Raw genomic sequence first — 22843 nt, forward strand, 5'->3', positions numbered from 1 at the left:
AAGAGATGATATCAAATCCGTTAGCATCGGAATAGTAAATTCGAGTTCACTGTTGACGGTTGACGGTTGACTGTTCACTGTCAACAGTCAACAGTCAACATCATTCCGGTGTAACCGGAAATGATATGAGAGGGAATTAAATTCCTGATTCAGGAATCATTTCGCCCATCGCTACAACAATTTTTCGCGAGCCGATAAATGGATTGCGACTGTGAGCGGCAAGCATATTATCTAGCATTAAGATGTCTCCTGCTTGCCAGGGAAAACTAACAGCAGCTTCCCTGTACACTGCCTGAATTTCTTCCATTACCGAGTCTTCAATAGGAGTGCCGTCACCGTAATAGACATTGCGGGGGAGGTTCTCTTCTCCAAAAACAGAGAGCAAGGAAGCGCGGGTTGCCACATCTAAGCAGGAAATGTGGTGCAAGGGAAGTTGGTTAAAAAATACCATCTCTCCAGTTTTTGGGTGCTTGGCAATTGCGGGGCGAATTTTGCGAGTTCTCAAATTATTTCCTGCTTTCCACTCAAATTCCATCCCAGCTTGCCTGCAGTATTCCTCAACCACGGATTTGTCTTCGGTTTGGAAAAAATCTTTCCAGCTTACATCTAGTCCGTCTGTGTAGTTACGGACGTACATAATTTGCTTTTGGGCAAATTTTTCTCTGAGTTTCGGGTCTAGCAACTGGTAAATTTTACGGCAGTCAACAATCGGCGTTTCTCCGCCTTGTTGCGCTGGCTGAACGCAGAAAAACCAGATTTTCATCGGCCAGCGGTGCAGGTGCGAACTCTCGCTGTGAAATAAGATAGCTTTATCTGCTGGGTAAGGAGTTGAACCGTAAACTTTTCCGCTAACTCCTTCGCGTGGCAAATCCCCGTACTCCCCAAATAATTCCGAACAAATTGAGTGAGCAAACTGCTCGAATGCGGAAACCACAGGGCCGATGAATCCTCGAAAAAGAATCCCTCCATGCTGTAGCAATTTTGCCTCTATAAATTCGCGGTTATTTTTCGCCCAGTCTGCAAGATCGACATCGGCTACTGCGGGTTTTGCCACTAAAGGAAAGAGTTCGTCGGGGTGCAGGTACTCCGTTTTTATCAATTCGCCTTGCGGCAAAGCCACTACTTTCGGCTTGACGCTTTTGAACTTACTAAAATTGCTTTTTTCACGCTTTAATTCTTGCATGGCTTGTTTCTGTTTCTGGGCTTCTGTGAGAATTTCTAAAGTGTTCAAACGACTGTCAGGCTGCGCCACAATGCTGCCGAGTATGGTTTCAAAGCGATTTGACATTTGAGCGATCGTCTCTCTGTCAAATAGGTCGGAATTATACTTCCAAGTGCCGACAATTCCTCTCTCTGTTTCCGACACAAATAGCGCCAAATCAAATTTAGCCGTACCGCTATCAATTGCCACCGGCATTAAAGTTAAACCCGCCATTTCTAAAGTCGGCATAGGCGCATTTTGCATGACGAACAAAACTTGAAATAGCGGTGTCTGACTCAGGCTGCGATCGGGCCGCAGTTCTTCTACCAGTTTGTCGAACGGCAAATCTTGGTGAGTGTAAGCTTTTAGTGTCACCTCGCGCACGCGATCGAGCAGTTGGCGAAATGTAGGATTGCCGCGCATATCGGTTCGCAAGACGAGGATATTGACAAAGAAACCAATTAAAGCTTCTGTCTCAACTTGTGTGCGGTTTGCCAGGTCAGTACCGACTACAATATCTTCTTGATTTGTGTAGCGATAAAGCAGCGTTTGAAGTGCTGCCAACAAGGTCATAAATAAGGTGACATTTTGTTGCCGACTGAGTGCGTTTAAGGCTTCTGAAACTTGCCCAGAAAGCTGGAAATTTTGAATCTCAGCTTGATTGCTAGGAACAGGAGAACGCGGTTGTTTTGCTGGCAATTGCAGGGGGGGCAAAATTTGACCCAACTGCTGCTTCCAGTCAGCGAGTTTTGCTTGCAGAACTTCGCCTTGCAGCCACTTTATTTGCCAAACAGCATAGTCTGCGTACTGTACAGAAAGTTCGGGTAGGGGAGAAGGTTTGCCACTGCAGAAAGCTTCATAAAGCGCCGCCACTTCCCGCACGAGTACCCCCATCGACCAGCCATCAGCTACGATGTGGTGTACTGTCACTAACAGCAGGTATTCTGTCTCGTCAAGATGTAACAAGGTGACGCGCAGTAACGGCCATTTTGTTAGGTCAAAAGGCTGTCGCGCTTCTTCAGCGGCGAGTCGCATTGCCTCGGCTTCTCGTTCAGCTTGCGATAACTCTCTTAAGTTTACGATCGGCAATGTGAAATTAAAAGATGAAATAATAACCTGAGCGGGTCGTCCTTCCACCGAATTAAAAGTTGTCCGCAATGCTTCGTGTCGCTTGATAATCTCCTGAAAAGTTTGCTCTAGAACCGCTACATTGAGCGCCCCCTTCAAGCGCACGGCTGCTGGGATATTATAGGCAGGATTACCCGGCTGCAATTGGTCGAGAAACCACAGTCGTTGTTGTGCAAAAGAAAGGGGCAATTCTTCCTGCCTTGACGCCCGCTTGATGGGGGGTGCTGTCAGTTTTTGCTCGGCGCGATATTGCAAGAGGCTTTCGGTGACAGTTGCGACGGTAGGCGATTCAAAAAGAGAGCGCAAGGGTACTTCAATTTGAAAAGCTTCTCGCAGGCGAGAAATCGCCTGAGTAGCCAGCAATGAATGACCTCCCAATTCAAAGAAGTTATCGTGAATTCCAACTCGCTCTAAACCGAGAACTTCAGCCCAAATTTCTGCTATTAATTGCTCGTCGGGAGTTCGAGGCTCGGTAAAATTGCTCTCGAATTCCGCTCGGTTGATGTCAGGTGCTCTTAGCGATCGCCGATCGATTTTTCCGTTAGGCGTTAAAGGCATTGCTTCCAGCAGCACAAACGCTGACGGCATCATGTACTGCGGCAGTTTTTGTTTGAGAAAGACGCGCAAGTGATTAATAAATTCTGAATGCGTAGGAGCAGTGTCCCCGTGTCCGCCCCGGAGTTCTGAGTTAGCAACGATATAAGCTACTAAACGCTTGTCGCCCGGATTGTCCTCTCGAACCAGTGCGATCGCTTCTCGCACGGCTGGGTATTGGCTGAGTACCGCTTCAATTTCGCCTAATTCGATGCGAAATCCGCGAACTTTCACCTGGTGGTCGCTGCGCCCCATAAATTCAATGTTTCCATCTGGGAGATAGCGAGCCAAGTCCCCGGTTTTATAGAGGCGTTCTGAAAGAATAAACGATGAAGGATGAAGGATGAATGAAGCATGAATTGGGTCCTCTGCAAAGGGGTTAGGAATAAACTTCTCTGCGGTCAGTTCCGGTCGGTTTAGGTAACCTCTAGATAAGCCGGCACCGCCGATGTGCAGTTCGCCAAATACGCCAACGGGAACCGGCATTAAATAGCGGTCTAATATGAAAATTTGAGTGTTAGCAATCGGGCGACCGATGGAAACTGATTCATCTTTGCAATCAACCTGATAGAGAGTAGACCAGATAGTGGTTTCTGTAGGGCCGTATAAATTCCACACAGAAGCGCAGCGCAAAAGCAACTGATTGGCGAGCTGTCGGGGTAAAGCTTCTCCCCCGCACAGTATTTTTAATTGATTGTTTCCCTGCCATCCTGCTGCTAAAAGCATTTTCCAACTGGCTGGAGTAGCTTGCATGATTGTCGCGCCAGAATTTGTTAATGTTTCTAAAAGCTTTTCCCCGTTACATGCCACTTCTCGGCTGGCTACAACAACGCGAGAACCTGTTGTAATAGGCAGGAACAGTTCCAGCGCTGCAATGTCAAAAGATAAGGATGTTACTGCTAGCCAAACATCTCGGTCGGCGATCGCGAGTTGTTGGCGCATAGAACTCAAGAAGTTAACGGCAGAGGCGTGGGAAATTTGCACTCCTTTGGGTTTACCTGTTGAGCCTGAAGTATAGATGACATAGGCTAAATTGGAGGAATTTTGTAAACCCACGACTGGCTCGTCGCAGCTCGATATGCCTTCCCAATCTGCATCCAGAAACACGATGGAGGCGCTATTTTTTGGCAGGGTTTCTAATAGCTTTTTCTGAGTGAGTAACACTGAAATTTTCGCGTCTTCCAGCATGAATGCAAGGCGCTCTGGTGGATACGCTGGATCGAGGGGAACATAAGCGCCACCGGCTTTGAGAATGCCGAGAAGCCCTACCATCATTTCTAGGGAACGCTCGACATAAATTCCCACCAAAACTTCTGGGTTGACACCGATTTTTTGCAAGTAACTTGCGAGGTTATTTGCTTTTTTGTTCAGTTCCAAGTAAGTCAGATATTCATTTTTAAATACGACTGCGATCGCATCCGGCGTCCGCTCTGTCTGCGCTTCAAATAATCCGTGTACGCACTGATTTTTCGGAAGTTCCGATTGAGTATTGTTCCACTCGAACAGCAGTTGCTGCTGTTCAGATTTCGTCAATATTGGCAAATTTGAAATGCGCTGTTCGGGATTAGCAGCTATACTTTCTAGTAAGGTTAGAAAATGCCCCGCTATCCGTCGTGCAGTGCTAGCGTCAAACAAATCTTGGCTATACTCAAGCGTTCCATTAATACCCTCTAATCCTTCCTCCAGGTCAAGCGCTAAATCAAATCTCGCCGTTTTCCGTTCTATTTCCAAACTGCTCAACGTCACTCCTGGCAATTTTATCTGCGACGTCGGAACATTTCGCAGAGAAAACAACACCTGAAATAGGGGATTATGACTTAAATCTCGTTCGGGTTGTAGGATTTCTACCAGTTTCTCGAAGGGCAAATCCTGGTGGTTATACGCGCCGAGAGCTACTTCTCGCACGATCCCCAGTAACTCTTTAAAAGTCGGGTTGCTCGACAGATTGGTGCGGAAAACTAAGGTGTTAGCAAATAAGCCAATTAATTCCTCGATTTCGCGTCTGTTGCGGTTAGCTATGGGGGAGCCGACTAAAATATCTTCTTGCCCGGTGTAGCGATAGAGCAATGTTTTAAACGCTGCCAGTAGGGTCATAAATAAAGTAGCTTTTTCCCGCTGGCTTAATTGGGCGATTTCCTCTGCGATTGCCTTGGGAATGGTGAATTTATGCACCGCACCTCGGAAGGTTTGTACTGCCGAGCGGGGGCGATCGGTTGGCAAATTTAGTACAGAGAGATTGCCTCCAAGCTGTTTTTTCCAGTAAGCAAGCTGCGTCTCTAAAACTTCTCCCTGCAACCACTGGCGCTGCCAACTTGCAAAGTCTGCGTACTGTACCGACAGTTCGGGAAGGGGAGAAGGTTTGCCAGTGCAAAAGGCTTGATAAAACGTGGCGAGTTCCTGGATGAATATTCCCACTGACCAGGCATCGGAAATGATGTGGTGCGTACTCAATAGCAGCACCCAGTTTGAATCGCTCAAGTGCAGCAATTTGGCACGCAATAAGGGTGCTTGTGACAGGTCGAAAGCAAGCTTTGCTTCTGCGGCGATTAACCGTTCAACTTCGCGAGATCGTTCAGTTTCAGGAAGCGATCGCAAATCTCTTTCTAAAATTTTCAATTCCAGATTTGAAGCGATCGCCTGAACGGGTTGCCCGTTTATTGTCTTAAAAGCCGTTCGCAAAACTTCATGACGCTTGACAAGTTCGTTGAGACTGTGATCGAGGGATCTCGCGTCGAGTGTTCCCGTCAAACGCACGCCGGCGACGATGTGATAGGTAAAGTTGCCTGGAGTTAGTTGCTCAAAAAACCACAACCGCTGTTGAGCAAACGACAGAGGAAAAGTGTTAGACTCTCGACTTTGAGGCAGAATTTTTTCTAGGGAAACGTTTTCTTTTTTATGGTTGAGCCGCTGCAACAGCAACTCGCGCTTTTGGGGAGAAAGAGCCGCGATGCGTTCGATTAAATCACTCATTTGCTGACTCCTTGTTGGGCGAGAATTTCCTGAATTTGTGCTTCTGACAGTTGATCGAGGTCTGCTAACACCCTCGCTAGCATTTCACTGTCTGTTTGTTCGGCTTGCTTTTGCGCGATCGCTACAGCAAAATCGGCGACAGTGGCCGACTCAAATAAACGGTGCAAAGGCAACTCGACCTGAAATGCTTGGCGCACTCGGGAAATAACTTGAGTGGCTAATAAGGAATGCCCTCCTAATTCAAAAAAGTTGTCGTAAATGCCGACTTTTTCAATTTTGAGAACTTCAGCCCAGATAGCGGCTAAAACTTCCTCGATATTTGTGCGAGGCGCGACAAAGTTTCCTGTCAACTCCGGTCGCATTTCGTCAGGTGCGGGCAGCGCTCGTCGGTCTACTTTTCCGTTAGAAGTTAAAGGCAAACTTTTGAGTATCACAAAAGCAGAAGGCACCATGTACTCCGGCAATTTAGACGTTAAAAAATTGCGAATTTCCTTGTGGGTAGGTGGTTGTTTCTGCTCGGAAATCAAATAAGCCACGAGGCGCTTTTGTGCCATCTCGTCTTCTGGCGCCACAACTACAGCCTGCGCGATATCTGGATGTTGCCCCAGCACCGCCTCAATTTCTCCCAATTCAATGCGGAAACCGCGAATTTTTACTTGGCCGTCAATTCGCCCGATAAATTCGATGTTTCCGTCTGGCAAATAGCGAGCCAAGTCGCCGGTTTTGTACAGTCGCGTCTTTGCTTGCGTGTCAAATGGATTGGGAATAAATTTTTCTGCGGTTAATTCAGGGCGGTTAAGATATCCGCGTCCCAAATTCTCACCGCCGATGTACAGTTCACCAGGTACGCCTATCGGCACCGGCTGCAAGTAAGAATCCAAGATATAAATCTGAGTGTTGGCAATCGGAAGACCGAGTGGAACTGTGTCTAAATCGCACCCAATTTTATCAAATTCGACTTGATAAGTCAGGACACCTACAGTTGTTTCTGTTGGTCCGTAGTGATTGAATACTGAGCAACTGGGAGCAAGATTGCGAAGTGTTTTAATTAAGCTCCAGTTGGCAGATTCACCTCCTAAAATAAGCCGTTTACCAGGCAAAATTGACTTGGGTTGAGAGGAATTTAAAAGGGCGGCTAGGTGAGAGGGAACTATTTTGAGGCAGTCGATGGGATTGCGGCAGAAATATTCACCCAGTGCCTCTGGATCGGTGGCGCGTTCTAGGGAGATAATATGCAGGCAACCGCCGAAACAAAGGGCGGGGAAAATCGCTGTGTTTCCTAAGTCGGCGGCGAAGGTGGAAACGGTAGCAAAACTGGCTTTGGCTGGTAGGTTTAATTTTTCCTGAATGCTGTGGAGGTAATTGAGCAGTTGCCGGTGTTCGATCGCGACTCCTTTGGGGATGCCAGTGGAACCGGAAGTATAGATGAGGTAAGCTAAATTGTCAGAAGAGGCGCGATCGGTGTAAGATGCAGAAACAGTGGGAATGTCTGTATCGATGCAAACAATATTTGCCTGAGTTTTCGGCAAGCTTTCGATGAGCCGCTGTTGTACGAGCAAAACCTTCACCTGAGCGTCTTCTAGCATTAGCGCTTTGCGCTCTATTGGGGCCGTTGGATCGATGGGTAAATAGGCGCCACCGGCTTTGAGTACGCCCAGCATTCCTACGATTGTTTCTAAGGAGCGATCGAGGCAAATGCCAACAACGACCTCTGGCTCAACTCCCAAGTTTTGCAGGTGATGGGCGAGTTGATTGGCGCGATCGTTAAGTTCTCGGTAGGTGACTTGTTCACTTTCAAAGACGACGGCAATGTTGTCTGGATTGCGTTCTGCTTGTTCTTCAAAAAGCTGATGAACGCATTTATTTTTCGGATAATCTTTTTGAGTTTGGTTAAAGTCAATGAGAAGTTGCAGCCGATCGCGATCGCTCAGTATGTCTACCTGACTGATAGCAACTTCGGGGTTTTTGACTATGCTTTCTAAGAGCGCCTGAAAGTGTTCTGACAAGCGCTTTATATCTGCCACACCAAATAAAGCGGAATCATAGTGAAATTCAGCGCTTAGGGAATTGCACAGGCGAAGGCAGGAGAGCTTGAGTTTGAATGGCTCTAGGCAGGCATCTTGCCGAACAAGGGAAAATGAAACGTCTGAATTATCATAGTTCTTAGGCTCTGCTTGGAACTCAAAGCAGACGGGCAAAAAGCTGCTGCTTTTTTCGTTTTCTAGGATTTCTTCCCAGCTAAAATATTCTTGCCAGTTGGACATCTCGTTGAGATTAAGCTCAACTTGCTGCCTCGCTTGTGAGAAATTTAACCCGTCTTGCACTTGCCACTGTAGGGGTAAGTATTTGCCCAGCAGCCCCAGAGAGTCTTCTAATTCTTCATATTTTCTGCCGTCAATCGCTACGCCGATTATTGGGTTTGGATCTCTGGTAAGCCGCCAAATGAGAATTTGCCAGCAAGTCAGCAGGAAGGCAGAAATATCGCTTTTGTGCTTTGGGGCGATCGCTTCCAGGCTGTTTAACAAATCACCCGGAATTTCCACCCTTTCTACTAGCGGCTCAAATTCCGCTTCTCCATTCTTCTTTTCCCAAGGAAGCGTTAATAAATCCAAAGATTCAATGTTCAGCTTTCGCCAGTATTCTTGGCCGATTGCGGTTTCTTCTGATTCGAGTAGCTCATTTTGCCACTCAGCAATATCGGCATATTGCATTGACTCATCAGAGAACTCTTCCCCGCACGCGCAGGCTGAGTAGGAAAGGCTGAGTTCGCGGGTGAAATTTTTAAGGGTGACGCTATCTGCAATTAAGGCAGAGAAGTTTGCCAGCAATAGGTGCTTGTCTTGGGCGAGAGTGGCTAAAGAGATATGCCAAAGTGGGCCGCGCTCAAAATCAAAAGCAAGCAGACTTAGTTGCTGAAAAAGCGCTTCAATTTTAGATTCTTGTTCTTCGGGAGACAAACGGCTGAGATTGTGTTCCGAGAGAGGAACTTCACCACTGCTGGCGATCGCTTGCAGGGGTAGTGTCATCCCAGACAAGCAGTGAAAGCTAGTCCGCAGGATTTCGTGCCGATTTACGACATTTTGCAGCGCCTTTTTAAGAATCTTTTTATCAAGGTTTCCTGAAATTAAAATTTCACCTCGAACGCGATAGATCTGTTTAGGATTGTTTTGCTGTAACCCCCACAGATGCCGTTGCTGTGGAGAAAGTCTAAACCCTTCGATTGTTTCGTTTTGCATTTCTAAAGTTCCTTTAATAAGCCTAAATATCTTGACAGCTAAACGCTTCTGCCATACCGACAACAACCCGACGCGAACCCAAAAATGGTGTGCGTCCGTGCGCGGCTAGCATATTATCTAACAGCAAGACATCTCCTTCTTCCCAAGGGAAAACAATCGTTTCTTGCTGATAGCAGCGACGAATTTCGTCTAATATAAAATCTTCAATGGGCGAGCCATCGCCGTAATAAGCATTGCGGGGTAAATCTTCCTGCTTAAAAGAAGTTAAAAGCTCTTTGCCAACGGCGGGTTCGAGATTGGAAATGTGGAAGAGGTGAGCTTGATTAAACCACACCATTTCCTGCGTTTTTGGGTGCTGGGCGACAGCTTGACATATTTGTCGAGTTCTCAAGCGATCGCCACTTTTCCATTCTAGCTCAATTCCCGCTTTTTTGCAATACTCTTCTACCTCAATTTTGCTATCAGTATTAAAGACATTTTGCCAGGGCAAATCTACGCCACCGCCGTAATTTCGCACATACATAACCTTTTTTTGGGCAAACTTTTCTCTAATCTTTGAATCCAGACTTTCAAACACTTTGCGGCTGTTAGCGATCGGAGTTTCTCCTCCCTCTTCTGCTTTTTTGACGCAGAAAAAAGCGATTTTCAGCGGCCAATTTCGAGAATAAGCCATTTCATTGTGCAGTGGGATGAATTGCTCGGCAGGATACTCGGTGGAAGTGTAGATATTTCCGCTCACCTGACTACGCGGAGTTGAGCGAAAAGAATATTCCAACAAGTCGCCAGCAAGAGTTTGAATAAACTGCTCGAAACCATTCACCCCGCCGACTTCAAAGCCTCGAAAAAGTATTCCTCCATGCTTCCATAACTGCGTTTCAATTGATGAGCGATTGTTCTGTGCCCAACCCGCAAGATTTAATTTTTCTACGGTTGGCTGAACAACTAGAGGTAGAAGGTTTTCGGGCAGGAGGTAGGCGGTTTTGACTAATTCCTCTGAGGACAGGCTGACGGCTTTGCGCCTAACTGATCCTAACTTTTGGGAATTGAGATTCTTTGTTTCTGTATTTGTCATAGTTTTGGTTGGGTGATAAAATTATCCCTTTTTCCCGAGTTTTTCCCTAAAGAACCTGAGAAATTGAACCTCATTTTGAACTCGTCATAACTTTGCGTTTAGCCAGTTTTAATTTTTGAATTCCCGAACTTTTAATTTGTTTTTCCTGCTCGATTTGGTGCTGCCTTTCTGCTTCGGCAAGAATTTTTGCCAAGTCGTCGAGCCGGATATCTGGCTGGATGACTACCTGGTTGAGGAGGGTTTGGAAACCTCTCACGATTCGGGCAATAGTCGCAGCCTCAAATAAGTCGGTTTTGTAGTCAAATAAGCCTTGAATGCCTTCTGAAACCTCCCAGAGGGTGAGGCTTAAGTCGTGTCTCGACATACCGACATCGAATTCCAGAATGCTCAAGGTCAAACCAGCTAACTCCAGGGGTGGCATGGGTGCATTCTGGAGAACAAACCACACTTGAAACAGCGGGTTATAGCTGAGATTTCGCTCCGGCTGCAATTCTTCCACAAGCTTTTCAAAAGGAACATCCGGGTGAGCGTAAGCTGCTAACGCTACCTCGCGTGTTCGACCGAGTAGTTCGCGGAAAGTTGGATTACCTGCGGTGTCAATTCGTAGCACTAAAGTATTGACAAAAAATCCAATTAGTTCCTCTAATTCAAGGAGGTTGCGGTTGGCAATAGGAGAGCCAATAGCGAGGTTATCCTGCTTTATTTGGCAGGAGAGCAAGGATTGAAATGCTGCCAACAACGTCATAAATAGGGTGACATCTTGTTGCTGCGCGAGCGTTTTCAGCCTTTCAGTTAAAGAAGCAGAAATAACAAAAGATTGCTGCGATCCTCGGAAAGTTTGCACGCGAGAGCGCTGCTTATCAGTTGACAGTACAGCTAAACCGCCTCCCAATTGCTGTTTCCAATAAGCGAGTTGTTTTTCTAATTTCTCTCCCTGGAAATGCTGCCGCTGCCAACTGGCGAAGTCGGCATACTGCACGGGAAGTTCAGGCAGCGGGGAGGGTTTGTTAGTCGAAAAAGCTTCATAAAGTGCGGCAACTTCTCGCACCAATACCCCCATAGACCAACCATCAGAAATAATGTGGTGTATTGTCAGCAGCAACACATATTCTGCCGAACCAAGTTGCAGCAGAGTGCTCCGCAGTAATGGCGATCGCGTTAAGTCAAAGGGGCGTTGGGCTTCTTCAAGAGTACGCTGCTCAATTTCAGCTTGCTGCTCAGTTTCTGGTAAATGTTGCAAGTTTACCACCGACAAAGCGAAATCCAAGGAAGGAGAAATCAGTTGAACAGGTTCCCCGTCCACTTCTGCAAAAGCAGTCCGTAAAACTTCGTGACGCCTGACAATTTCATTGAGTGTTTGTTGCAGTGCTGACAAATTCAATTGTCCTTGCAAACGCACAGCAGCAGGAAGGTTGTAGGCAGGGTTTTCGGGAGACAATCGATCGAGAAACCACAGCCGTTGCTGGGCAAAAGAAAGGGGAGCAGAATTTTGCTGCGATCGCCTGGGAATACGCTTAGATTGCTCAGCCTGTACTGCCTCTTTGCCCAATGCTTTGAGGAGGAGCGCTCGCTTCTGAGGCGAGAGTTTTTTTAGTCGTTCTGAACGATTAGTAGACATGATGATTCACCTCCTCGCAGTGGTCGCTGTTTGTGATAGTTAAGGAAAGCTTTGCTGCTATTTTTAGCTGGTCGTTTAAAACAATGTTGATATCTGCTTCAGTGGTAAGGGGGTTGGCAAGGACGACCCGAAAAGCAACAATGGGAATGGTTTTGCCATAACAGGTGTTTTGCAGGGTGGTTCGCGATACGAAGGTGTGACCGGCTTGCCGCTGGGCTTCCTGAAGGCGCTCGTTAAATTGATTAATGAAGTGGTTGTCTGCTTCGGCTAGTTGTTTTTTGGCTGCTTTTTCCCTGAAGGTTTCTGGAATGTAGCGGTATAAAAGAATATTAATTTCTGGTTCGAGCATCAATTCAAATGCTGGATTTTCGCGAATTAAATTGGCCAAATGCTGCGTTTTATGGATGCCTCCATCTATCAAAAATTCATAGCCCTGATGGCCGATGATATTCAACGCAGCTTGCAAGTACAAACTCGCACCTGGTCGAGAGCCTTCGAGAGAGCGCTTGCCTAGATCGATGGAGTCTTTTCGCACCGTGTAGGGTGCGTGTTTTTCAATAACTTTGGCCGTTTGGGGATTGCGGAATAAAACCAGACCGATTCCCATTGGCAAATACATTTGTTTGTGTCCATCTATGGTGACGGAATCTGCTAGTTCAATGCCTGCCAATTTGTGCCGGTGACGTTCGGAAAAAAGCACGGGGCCGCCCCAAGCGGCATCGACGTGAAAGTGAGCGTTTGCTTCTTGGGCGATCGCCGCTATTTCTGGAAGCGGATCGATACTTCCCGAATCGGTGCTGCCTCCAATACCGATAATTGCCAGAATGTGGAGATTGCGATCGCGACATTCGGCTACAGTTTGGCGCAGCGCTGCCAAATCCATGCGGTGATTGGAATCGGTGGGGACTTTTAGGAGATTGCGATCGCCAATGCCTAATAAACCGGCAGCCTTTTCAAAAGAATAGTGCATCAAATTGGAGCCGATGATCACCATTCCCTTGTAGCCGTAAAACTCTAAAGCTGCGTACAACCCTTCTTTTTCAATGCCACTAAAGTTATTTTTTGGCCCTAAAGAAGCGTTGCGAGCGCACCACAAAGCTGTGATATTAGCTAGGGTGCCACCCGTTGTCATGATACCGAGCGTGCTGTCACTTTTTTGAATGTGCTGGTTATAAAAATCCTCAGAAAAATCGTAAATTAATCGGTGCATCATTGCCAAAGTCTGGCGCTCGCAGGGGCTTAAAACTTTGGCCGTTTCCATCTTGACTAAATTTTGATTCATCGCGGTTAACAGCTTCGCGATCGGGCGCACAAAATAGGGAAGTGCGCTCGTCATGTGACCGATATATCGGGGGGAAGAGGTGTGAATAGAATGGGGTACGAGGGTTTGGGTCAAATCATCGATATAATTGCCAACATCTGTAGGAAGGGCGGGAATTTTGTTTTCCCTAAACTCCTGAATAATTAACTCTAAGTCAATATCTGTACTAGCAGTTTTTGCGTACAAAAAGTCGTGAACTAGGGCAGAAATTCGCTCCTCCATTGCTTCTTCTGCCAAAAATGACTTTTCTGAAGCACTGAATAGCTCCATTAACTTTTCTTCCAGTGGGGGAACAGAAGCTTTTAATGATTGCATTACATCTTGAGACTCTTTGGCTTTTACTGTTAGTTTATTCATCCCGCATCAATCCTGTTAAATGGGCTTTTTTGTCTCCTATTCCCACCGAAGCCTTAAGGAGAAAAGGGCTGTTTGTGCTTTTTTGCGAACCCGATATTTACTCAGTCAGCATCACAGTTTGTGCTGACTCTCCATCACTCTTTTCTAAGAGATCGAGCAATTCATCTATCTGGTTAGAATCGGCGTTGGCCAGAATTTCTTCCTCGATTACTTCAGCTAAATTCTCAATGGTGGGAGCGGCAAAAAAATCGCACAGCGCTAACTCTATCCCAAAGCACGATCGCACTCGCGATACCAATTGCATCGCCATCAAAGAGTGACCGCCGATGTCAAAAAAGTTTTGGTTAGTTCCTACTTTTTCTAGCCCTAAAAGAGCCGTCCAAATCTCCGCAATTTCTTGCTCTGTGGGCGTTTGTGGCTCAGTGAAGGCTGTTTCATCAGAAACGTAATCGCACCTTTGAGATAAGGCGAGGCGGTCAATTTTTCCGTTGGGCGTTAGTGGCAGCGCATCTAATAGCACAAAAGCTGAAGGCACCATGTAATCGGGTAGTTTGTGCTGCAAGAATGAACGCAGTTCGGAAATAAGTTCTGGGTGCTGATTTCTGAACCCTGAGTTAGGAACTAGGTAAGCGACTAGGCGTTGACTGCCTGGTTCATTTTCTTGAAGCAAAACAGCAGCGGTGGACACAGAAGAATGTTGAGAAAGTGCTGCCTCTATTTCTCCGAGTTCGATGCGGAAACCGCGAATTTTTACTTGGCAATCGCCACGACCCAGAAATTCTATATTACCATCCGGCAGGTAACAACCGAGATCCCCTGTTTTGAACAAAACTTTTTGATGAGAATTACCAAGAAAATCTAATTTTTCTTGCCCAAACGGGTTAGAAATGAATTTTTCCGAGGTTAATTCGGGGCGGTTTAAGTAGCCCTGTGCTAATCCATCGCCGCCGACGTAAATCTCGCCGGGAATTCCTATGGGAACGGGTTGCAAATTGCGATCGAGCAGATAAATTTGCGTGTTGGCGATCGGGCGACCGATTGGAACTTTCTCGACACAGTGAGTTGCATCGTACCACGTCACGTCTGCAGCTACTTCCGAAGAGCCATAAAGATTGATTAATACCCGCTGGGGCATCTGCTCTCGAAATTGCTCGCACAGTTCCATCGGCAGAGTTTCTCCGCTGCAAATCCAATATTTTAATTGAGGCAAACGCCTGTCTAAATCAGGGAAGGAATCTAAGATAGCGCGCAACAAAGAAGGAACTAGCACCAGTCGCGTTACATTTTGCTTTGATAAGGTTTGAAGGAATTGGTTAATATCTTTGACGGCGCGATCGGGAATAATCACAGTGGGCAACCCATGCAGCAAAGGAGCAAAAATTTCCCAAACTGAATCGACAAAATTTAAGGAGGTTTTTTGACAGCAAATATCTTCTTCGATAAAAGGATAGGGGTTCCAAAAACAGCGATTGACTGTGCCTCGGTGGGTGCCGAGTAAGCCTTTGGGAGTGCCTGTCGAGCCGGAAGTGTAGAGGACGTAAGCGAGGTTATCAGCTTCCACTTTAACAGCGGGGTTGCGATCGCTCTGGCGGGAAATTTCCTGCCATTCGGCGTCGATACAGACGACTTTTGCGCTGTGTTCGGGGAGGGTTTCTAGGAGGTTTTTTTGAGTCAAAAGCACCGGAACTTTTGCGTCCGCCAGCATGAAGGATCGGCGTTCTTGGGGATAAGCAGGATCGAGAGGAACGTAAGCGGCACCGACTTTTAAAATGCCCAAAATGGCCACCAGCATGGAGAGCGATCGCTCTAAGCAAATTCCCACCAAAACTTCGGGTTTTACACCTAGAGTTTGCAGGTAATGCGCGATTTGGTTGGCTTTGGCATTCAATTCGCGGTAAGTCAATTGTTCATTTTCGCAAATTGCAGCCACTGCATCTGGGGTTCGCTCTGTTTGCGCTGCAAATAATTCGTGAATTGAGGCATTTTTGGGGTAATCCGCTTGGGTGTCGTTCCACTGGACAAGTAATTGCTGGCGTTCGGGGGCGCTCAATACGGGCAATTCTGACAGTTTCCGCTCAGGATTGGCAGTCATTCCCTCTAGTAAAGTTTGCAGGTGTCCGAGCATCCGTGCGATCGCACTGTCCTCAAAGCAGCTACGATCGAAAATAATTTTCAGCGTCAATTCCGCACCCGGCATCGCCATCACCGTTAGAGGATAATTCGTTGTTTCCCAGGAGCGAATATTCTCTACTTTTAAGTTTTGAATCTTCTCCTGCAAAGAAGCATCCGAAGGATAATTTTCAAAAACGACCAAACTCTCAAATAGAGGTAAACTCCGAGGAACTTCGCTCCAGCCCTGCACCTCAACGAGGGGGCTGTACTCATACTGCCGCGCCTCAACTTGTTGCGCTTGGAGTTCTTTCAAGCAGGATAAAATAGAATCCTGTGGGTCAAATTTTACGCGCACTGGCAGAGGATTTACGAACAGCCCCACTACCGATTCAGCACCAATTAACTCTGGCGGTCGCCCGGAGACTACCGTACCAAAAACCACATCTTCCTCGCCGCTGTATCGGCTCAAAAGTAGCGCCCAAGCTGCCTGTACGAGGGTATTTAATGTTAGCTGATGCTGCCGCGCCAATGATTGCAGTGCGGCGGTGGCTGTTGCAGAAAATATCACCTGCTGTTCGCCACTATTTTCTAAACGGTTTCCCGCGACAATATTGCCCCGGGCGATCGCAGTTGGAGCTGCAAAACCTTTGAGAGTTTGCCGCCAAAATGACTCAGCCGCAGATAAATCTTGCTGGTGCAGCCACGCGATGTAATCCCGATAAGGGCGAGGGCGTTTGAGGTGCAATTCCTCGCCCTGAGAGAACGCTTGATAAAATGCAAAAACTTCCTCAAGAACGATCGCCAGCGACCACCCATCTAAAACTAAGTGATGGTGGCTCAAAATAAACTGAAAAGTATCTGTTCCTAACTGCGCGAGTGCAATGCGAATTAAGGGAGCTGAGGTCAAGTCAAAGCCCTGCTCTCGATCTGCTTTTAGGAACGTTTCTAGCTGCTGTTGTTGTTTCGACGCAGAGAGCGATCGCCAGTCCATCTGCTGCCAAGATAATGCAGCCTGCTTACGCACCGCTTGCACGGGTTCTTTCAAATTTTTCCACACGAAACAAGTCCGCAAAATGGGATGCCTGTCTACAACTTTTTGCCAACTATTTCTAAACGCAGAAACATTGAGATCGCCGCGCAATACGCACAGCAGTTGCCCGAAATATACGCCCGATTCTGGCTGGTAAAGGGAATGAAAGAGAATGCCCTGCTGCGCTGGGGAGAGGGGATAAAAATCTTCGATATTGCCTTTGGTCATATTAAAGCTCTCCCAAAATTGCGGTAATGTTGTCTAAATCGTCCTGGTTCCACTGGCTCCACTTAAACTCTGCAAAGTCAGAAGGAGTGCAGCCGCCCGCGTCGGGGGACTGACAGTATTGAATTAGCGATCGCAGCGATTCTATAAAGCCCCTTGCCAAATTTTCAATGCTTTCTCGTCGGTGAATATTTTCGCTGTACGTCCAATTTAATTGCAGCTTGCTGCTGGCAATAAATCCGTTAATTTCCAGCAGGTAACGCCGATTTCCGCGCGGGCTGCGGATGGGGCCACTAGGCTCGGAGGACAGCATTAATAAAGAAGATTTTGGTAGCACTTGGTCAAACTGTCCGAGATAATTAAAGCTTACCTCAGCTTGCGGCAATTTGTGCAATTTTTCAGCATTTTCTGGGTTTAAATATCGTTGGACACCGCAGCCAACACCGCGATTTGGCACGGCGCGTAACTGCTCTTTCACTGATTTGAGTGCAGCCCCTAGATCGGAATGTTTTTCTAAACTTAACAGAACGGGGAAAACTGCTGTAAACCAGCCGATTGTGCGCGACAAATCTACTCCTTCAAATATATCTGCGCGCCCGTGACCTTCTAAGTCAAGTAAAAGTGAGTTATTGCCAGTCCACCGTTCAAATGCTTGAGCTAAAGCAGTTAGCAATACATCATTAATTTGAGTGCGGTAAGCGGCAGGTACTTCTTGTAAGAGCAGTTTTGTTTCTTCAACACTCAAAGCAACGGATACTGTCTTTTCAGAGGCAACTAAATTAGCTGCTGTGGGAAAATCTATTGGCAAGGGAGAAGTTGGTTGGTGAGAAAGGGCGAACCAGTAATCCAACTCTCCCTGCAATTCGGGCGATCGCGCCCACTCATGCAAGCGTTCTGCCCACTGCTTAAATGAGGTTGTTTTGGGCGGGAGCGCGACTGTTTCGTCGCGGCTAATCTGCTCATAAGCTGTCTGGAAATCCTCAATAAAAATTCGCCACGAAACCCCATCAACCGCTAAGTGATGAATAACCAATAACAAGCGATTTGGCTGATGTTTGCCCAAGTCAAATAGGGCAGCGCGAAGTAATGGCCCCTCTGACAAATTCAAACTAACTTGCAACTGAGTGGCGGCGGTTTGGAAAGCGGCTTCTCGCTCCTCTGGAGGTAGCGACGACAAATCAATGCAGGTAAACGGAGCAACCTCGTCGGGATTGGCGAACTCCTGCAGCCAGCCAGATTCTCCTCGCGCAAAACGCAGGCGCAGCGCGTCGTGGTGCTTCAGCAATTCCTGCAAAACTGACTCAATTAATGCAGGTTCGAGAGGTTGCCGCAACTCTAAAAGCACCGCCTGATTCCAGTGGTGCGGATCGGAGAGATTTTGCTCGAAAAACCAGTGCTGAATCGGTGTCAGAGGAACTTCGCCAATGATTAATCCCTGTTCCGATTGTTTGGTCTGAGCTGTATCGGCGACGGTGGCTAACTGTGCAATAGTTTGGTGCTGAAACAGTTGTTTTGGTGTAAGTCGCAACCCGGCTCGATTGGCTTGAGAAACCACTTGAATGCTGAGGATAGAATCGCCGCCCAATTCAAAGAAATTGTCGTCAATTCCCACTTGTTCTAACCCCAATACTTGCGCCCAAATTTCCGCTAGGATTTTCTCAATAGCCGTGCTTGGCGCGGCGAATGCCTCTCCGAGTTCAGGCCGATCGCGATCGGGTGCAGGAAGGGCTTTGCGATCGACTTTGCCGTTGGGAGTTAGAGGCAGCGATTCCAGCATCACGAAGGCAGCAGGCACCATGTATTCCGGCAATTTTTTGTGCAGGTAGTCGCGCAGTTGCGGCACTAACTCTCGGTCCGCTTTTCCTTGCAAGGGATTGTTGGCAAAGGCGTTCAAAGCCTTTCGCGAAAAGGCAGAATTTTGGAAAAAACTGGGAGCGATCGCTTTATAAAAAATTGCGTCGTAACTGCCATCTGGGCTGCCATTTAACCAGCTAATCTCAACGGAATATTGCAATTCATGGCCCAATTCTGAAAGCGCTTCTGAATTTATCCCTGATTCCGAATCGAGGCTTTGCAGCAATTCTTTTAATTGACCGACGGTCTGTGGCGCACTGTCTAGCGAAAGCAGTTCTAAAGCTTTCATTTCTGAGTTCAATCGCGCATTCGGCACGCGCCGAAATCCGATGGCATCTGGCTGGGTTTCCTCTAGTAACTGGCGTGCGGATTTGAGCGTTAATTCCTGCTGTTGCCAATCTATCCAACCGTTCATTGTTGGCGGGTATGTTTGTCCTGTTTCCTGCCCAACGCGCAAAATTACATCGTAGCGAAACATGGTAAGTTCGTTGCAGAAATTGCCATGTTTTGGCTGTACTTGCACGCTGCTGATATTCGGGAACTGTCGCTTGAAGGCAGAAAAGAACCCTGGATTAAGAATTAATTCTTGCTCTTGAGCGATGCGCTTTTGCACGCGCTGCAACAGATGAGCGACTGGCAAATCGTCGTTGGCTTGGTGCAATTGTACCGAGAGGTGAAACGCTTTTAAAAGCGCTAGATTTCGGACATCTCCGATGAAAATAGAACCCCCATTGCGTACAACTTTAGCAGCTTGCGACAAGACGCGCAGGAGATAGTCGGCGCTGGGAAAATACTGCACCACTGAGTTGAGAATTACTAAATCGACAGATTCCGGTTCGATTCCTTCAAAGTCCTGTGCTTCTTTGTGCAAAAGCTTAACTTGCGGCAAGTTTTGCTCCCCCGATCGCAACTGTTGCTCGATAGAATCGAGCGCGATTTGGGAGAAATCTGCGCCCCAGTATTGCAAGCAGTGCGGCGCAATTCGGAATAGCAGCAAACCCGTCCCACAGCCAATTTCTAATACTCGTTGAGGTTGCAGCGCCAGAATGCGCTCAATGGTTAGGTCGAGCCATTCGCGCATTTCTGTTTCTGAAAGGGGCAAATCCGTGTAGCTGCTATTCCATCCCACAATATTGAAAATGCCATCTCGATCTGAAGGGGTCTGGCGATAGGTGTCGTTAAAGACCGATTGCCAATTAGAAATTCGCTCGGCATCCCATTCGCTGCCAGCAACTGTATCGTTTGTTGCTTGGAAGCCGGCATTTTGCACCACATAAGCGACTAAGCGCTTGTTGCCCGAAGTGTCATCGCGGGCGATCGCCGCAGCATCTTGCACGGCGGGGTGCTGTCTGAGGGTTTCCTCAATTTCTCCCAATTCGATGCGGAAGCCTCGCACCTTAACCTGAGTATCTATTCGCCCCAGATATTCAATATCGCCATTGGGCAAGTAACGCGCTAAATCTCCGGTTTTATACAGTCGCGCTTCTGGATTTTCGCTAAAGGGATTAGAAATAAATCGCTCGGCTGTTAAGTCAGGGCGATTGAGATATCCCCGCGCCACTCCCGCGCCAGAGACGTACATTTCCCCGGGAATCCCCACCGGAACTAACTGACGATTTTTATCTAAGATATAAAGCTGTAAATCGGGAATGGCACACCCAATAACGCTACCTTGTCCGTTTAAATCAGCTAAACTGAGCGGGCGATAAGTGACGTGAACGGTGGTTTCCGTGATGCCGTACATATTCACTAATTGCGGACTCTGATCGCCGTGCCGCTCGAACCAGGGTTTTAAGCTTGGCAATTCTAAGGCTTCGCCGCCGAAAATGACCCAGCGCAGGCTTAAATTGTTGCCAGTTTGTACCGACTCTTCGGCTTGCATAAGCTGGCGAAAAGCTGAGGGAGTTTGGTTGAGAACGGTGACTCGCTCTCGACACAGTAATTCATAAAATGCGATCGGCGATCGCGCTACGAAATAAGGCACAATTACGAGGCATCCGCCGTAAATTAAAGCGCCCCACAGTTCCCACACTGAGAAATCGAAAGCGTAGGAATGAAACAGAGTCCACACGTCGCCTTCGCTAAAGTTGTACCAAGATTGCGTGGCAGCGAACAGGCGAACGACGTTGGCATGGGTTACTAAAACGCCTTTGGGTTGACCCGTTGAACCGGAGGTGTAAATAACGTAAGCGAGATTTTCACCCGTAGCGTGGCTGTGAGGATTGTTAGTGCTATTTTGAGTGATCGCCGGACTATCGGCCTCTAAACAGACAACTTGGCCGCTATATTCGGGGAGAGTTTCTAATAGTGTTTCTTGAGTCAATAGCACCGATACTGAGGCATCTTGGAGGATGAAAGCCGTGCGATCGATTGGATTGGCTGGATCGAGCGGCACATAAGCGCCCCCGGCTTTGAGAATGCCTAAAATTCCGACAATTGTTAACAACGAACGCTCCACGCAAATCCCCACTAGCACTTCGGGTTTGACGCCTAGTTGCTGTAAGTAATGCGCGAGTTGGTTCGCTCGTTCATTCAGCTCGCGGTAGGTGAGTTTTTGGTCTTCAAATACTACGGCAACCGCATCGGGAGTTTGTTCTGCCTGCCGTTCAAATAATTGATGAATACAGCGATCGCGCGGATAATCGACTGGCGCGTCATTCCACTCCATCACAAGCTGGTATCGCTCATTTTCAGTCAGCAGCGGCAACTCTTCAATGCACCTGTCAGGATTCGCAGCAATTTCTTCCAGAAGCGTCTGAAAATGCCCCGCCATCCGGCAAATGGTAGCCGCATCAAACAAGTCCGTGCTGTATTCAAAATTAGCGGTAATTCCGTCTGATTTTTCTTCTAAATTGACCGTGACATCGAACTTGGATGTCTGATTGTCAACATCTAAAACTGTTAAAGTCATTCCTGGCAAATGCTGAATGGGGAGGGGTGCATTTTGCAAAACAAAACTAACTTGAAACAGCGGGTTGTAGCTCAAATCTCGCTGCGGCTGCAACTCTTCCATCAGTTGTTCGAGGGGCAACTCTTGATGAGCGTAAGCTTCTAGTGTCACCTCGCGAATGCGAGCTAACAATTCCCGAAATGTCGGCGTATCTGACAAGTCAGTTCGCAGCACCAGGGTATTGACAAAAAAACCAATTAACCCCTGAATTTCAGCCTGGTTGCGATTAGCAATGGGAGCACCGACGACAATATCTGCTTGTCCGGTATAGCGATAAAGCAGCGTTTTGAAAGCTGCTAGCAGCGTCATAAATAAGGTGACATTTTCTTTGCGGCTGAGGCTGTTGAGCGCCTCTGTTAGGGCTTTTGACAGTAAAAATGAGTGTTTCGCGCCCCGATAAGTTTGCACGGGAGGTCGCGGTCTGTCTGTTGGCAATTCTAACAAAGGTGGTGCGCCTTCAAGTTGCTGTTTCCAGTAGGCTAGATCGATACGGGCGCGATCGCCCCCCAGCCATTCCCGCTGCCAAATAGCAAAATCGGCGTACTGGATAGGAAGTTCGGGAAGTGGGGATGGTTTGCCCATCAAAAACGCTTCATAAAGCGCTGCTAATTCTTGCAGCAAAACCCCGATTGACCACCCATCAAATACAATGTGGTGCAGCGTTAGCAGCAATATATATTCCTCGGAATCGAGGTGCAATAAATTTGCTCGCAGCAGCGGTCCTTTGGCTAGATTAAAATCCTGGAGAGCTGCTTCTGCTGTCAATCTTTGAACTTCTGCTTCTCGCTTTGCCGGTGGCAGTTCTCGCAAATCTGTAACGGGTAACGCGAAATTTAATGTCGGGTGAATGACTTGCACTGGTTGGCCGTCTACAGTACCGAAAGTCGTTCGCAAAGCTTCGTGACGGCGCACAATTTCCTGAAAACTCCGCTTCAAAGTTTCCACATTTAAACTGCCTTTTAGCAGCACCGCCGCCGGGATATTGTAGAAAGGATTGCCTGGTTCAAATTGGGAGAAAAACCACAATCTCTGTTGGGAAAAAGAAGTGGGCAAGGCACAGACTTCTTCATCAAAACTATTCCCCAAATCGCGTTCTTCCGTTGAAAATTGTTCCGAAAAATGCACCGTCATGGTATTTATCCGTTGTTAACTAAAAGGCAGATGGCAGAAGAAAA

7 protein-coding genes are annotated in these 22843 nt (G+C 47.4%); all 7 read right to left on the bottom strand.

The features are described from left to right. Window positions 1-136: 136 nt before the first annotated feature. Window positions 137-5893 (bottom strand): non-ribosomal peptide synthetase, encoded by a 5757-nt coding sequence (locus D0A37_RS28190; RefSeq protein WP_242719605.1) that lies wholly within the window; start codon window positions 5891-5893, stop codon window positions 137-139. Then, window positions 5890-9129 (bottom strand): non-ribosomal peptide synthetase, encoded by a 3240-nt coding sequence (locus D0A37_RS28195; protein ID WP_242719607.1) that lies wholly within the window; start codon window positions 9127-9129, stop codon window positions 5890-5892. The genes D0A37_RS28190 and D0A37_RS28195 overlap by 4 nt, the downstream gene beginning before the upstream one ends. A 22-nt stretch (window positions 9130-9151) precedes the next feature. After that, window positions 9152-10201, bottom strand: a complete 1050-nt coding sequence (locus tag D0A37_RS28200; protein ID WP_242719609.1) for a TauD/TfdA family dioxygenase — start codon at window positions 10199-10201, stop codon at window positions 9152-9154. A gap of 70 nt (window positions 10202-10271) precedes the next feature. After that, complete coding sequence (locus D0A37_RS28205) at window positions 10272-11819, bottom strand: condensation domain-containing protein (protein WP_242719611.1); 1548 nt, start codon at window positions 11817-11819, stop codon at window positions 10272-10274. After that, window positions 11809-13497: a pyridoxal-dependent aspartate 1-decarboxylase PanP gene (gene panP, locus D0A37_RS28210; RefSeq protein ID WP_242719613.1), complete on the bottom strand. Its 1689-nt coding sequence runs from the start codon at window positions 13495-13497 to the stop codon at window positions 11809-11811. The genes D0A37_RS28205 and panP overlap by 11 nt, the downstream gene beginning before the upstream one ends. 97 nt (window positions 13498-13594) lie before the next feature. Beyond that, window positions 13595-16867, bottom strand: coding sequence for a non-ribosomal peptide synthetase (locus D0A37_RS28215; protein WP_242719616.1), 3273 nt, complete (start codon window positions 16865-16867; stop codon window positions 13595-13597). A gap of 1 nt (window position 16868) precedes the next feature. Next, a complete protein-coding gene (locus D0A37_RS28220; RefSeq protein WP_242719618.1) occupies window positions 16869-22799 on the bottom strand; it encodes a non-ribosomal peptide synthetase in 5931 nt (1976 codons plus the stop codon). Window positions 22800-22843: the final 44 nt, after the last annotated feature.

It is taken from the genome of Microcoleus vaginatus HSN003 (assembly GCF_022701255.1).
GTDB classification, from domain to species: Bacteria; Cyanobacteriota; Cyanobacteriia; order Cyanobacteriales; family Microcoleaceae; genus Microcoleus; species Microcoleus vaginatus_B.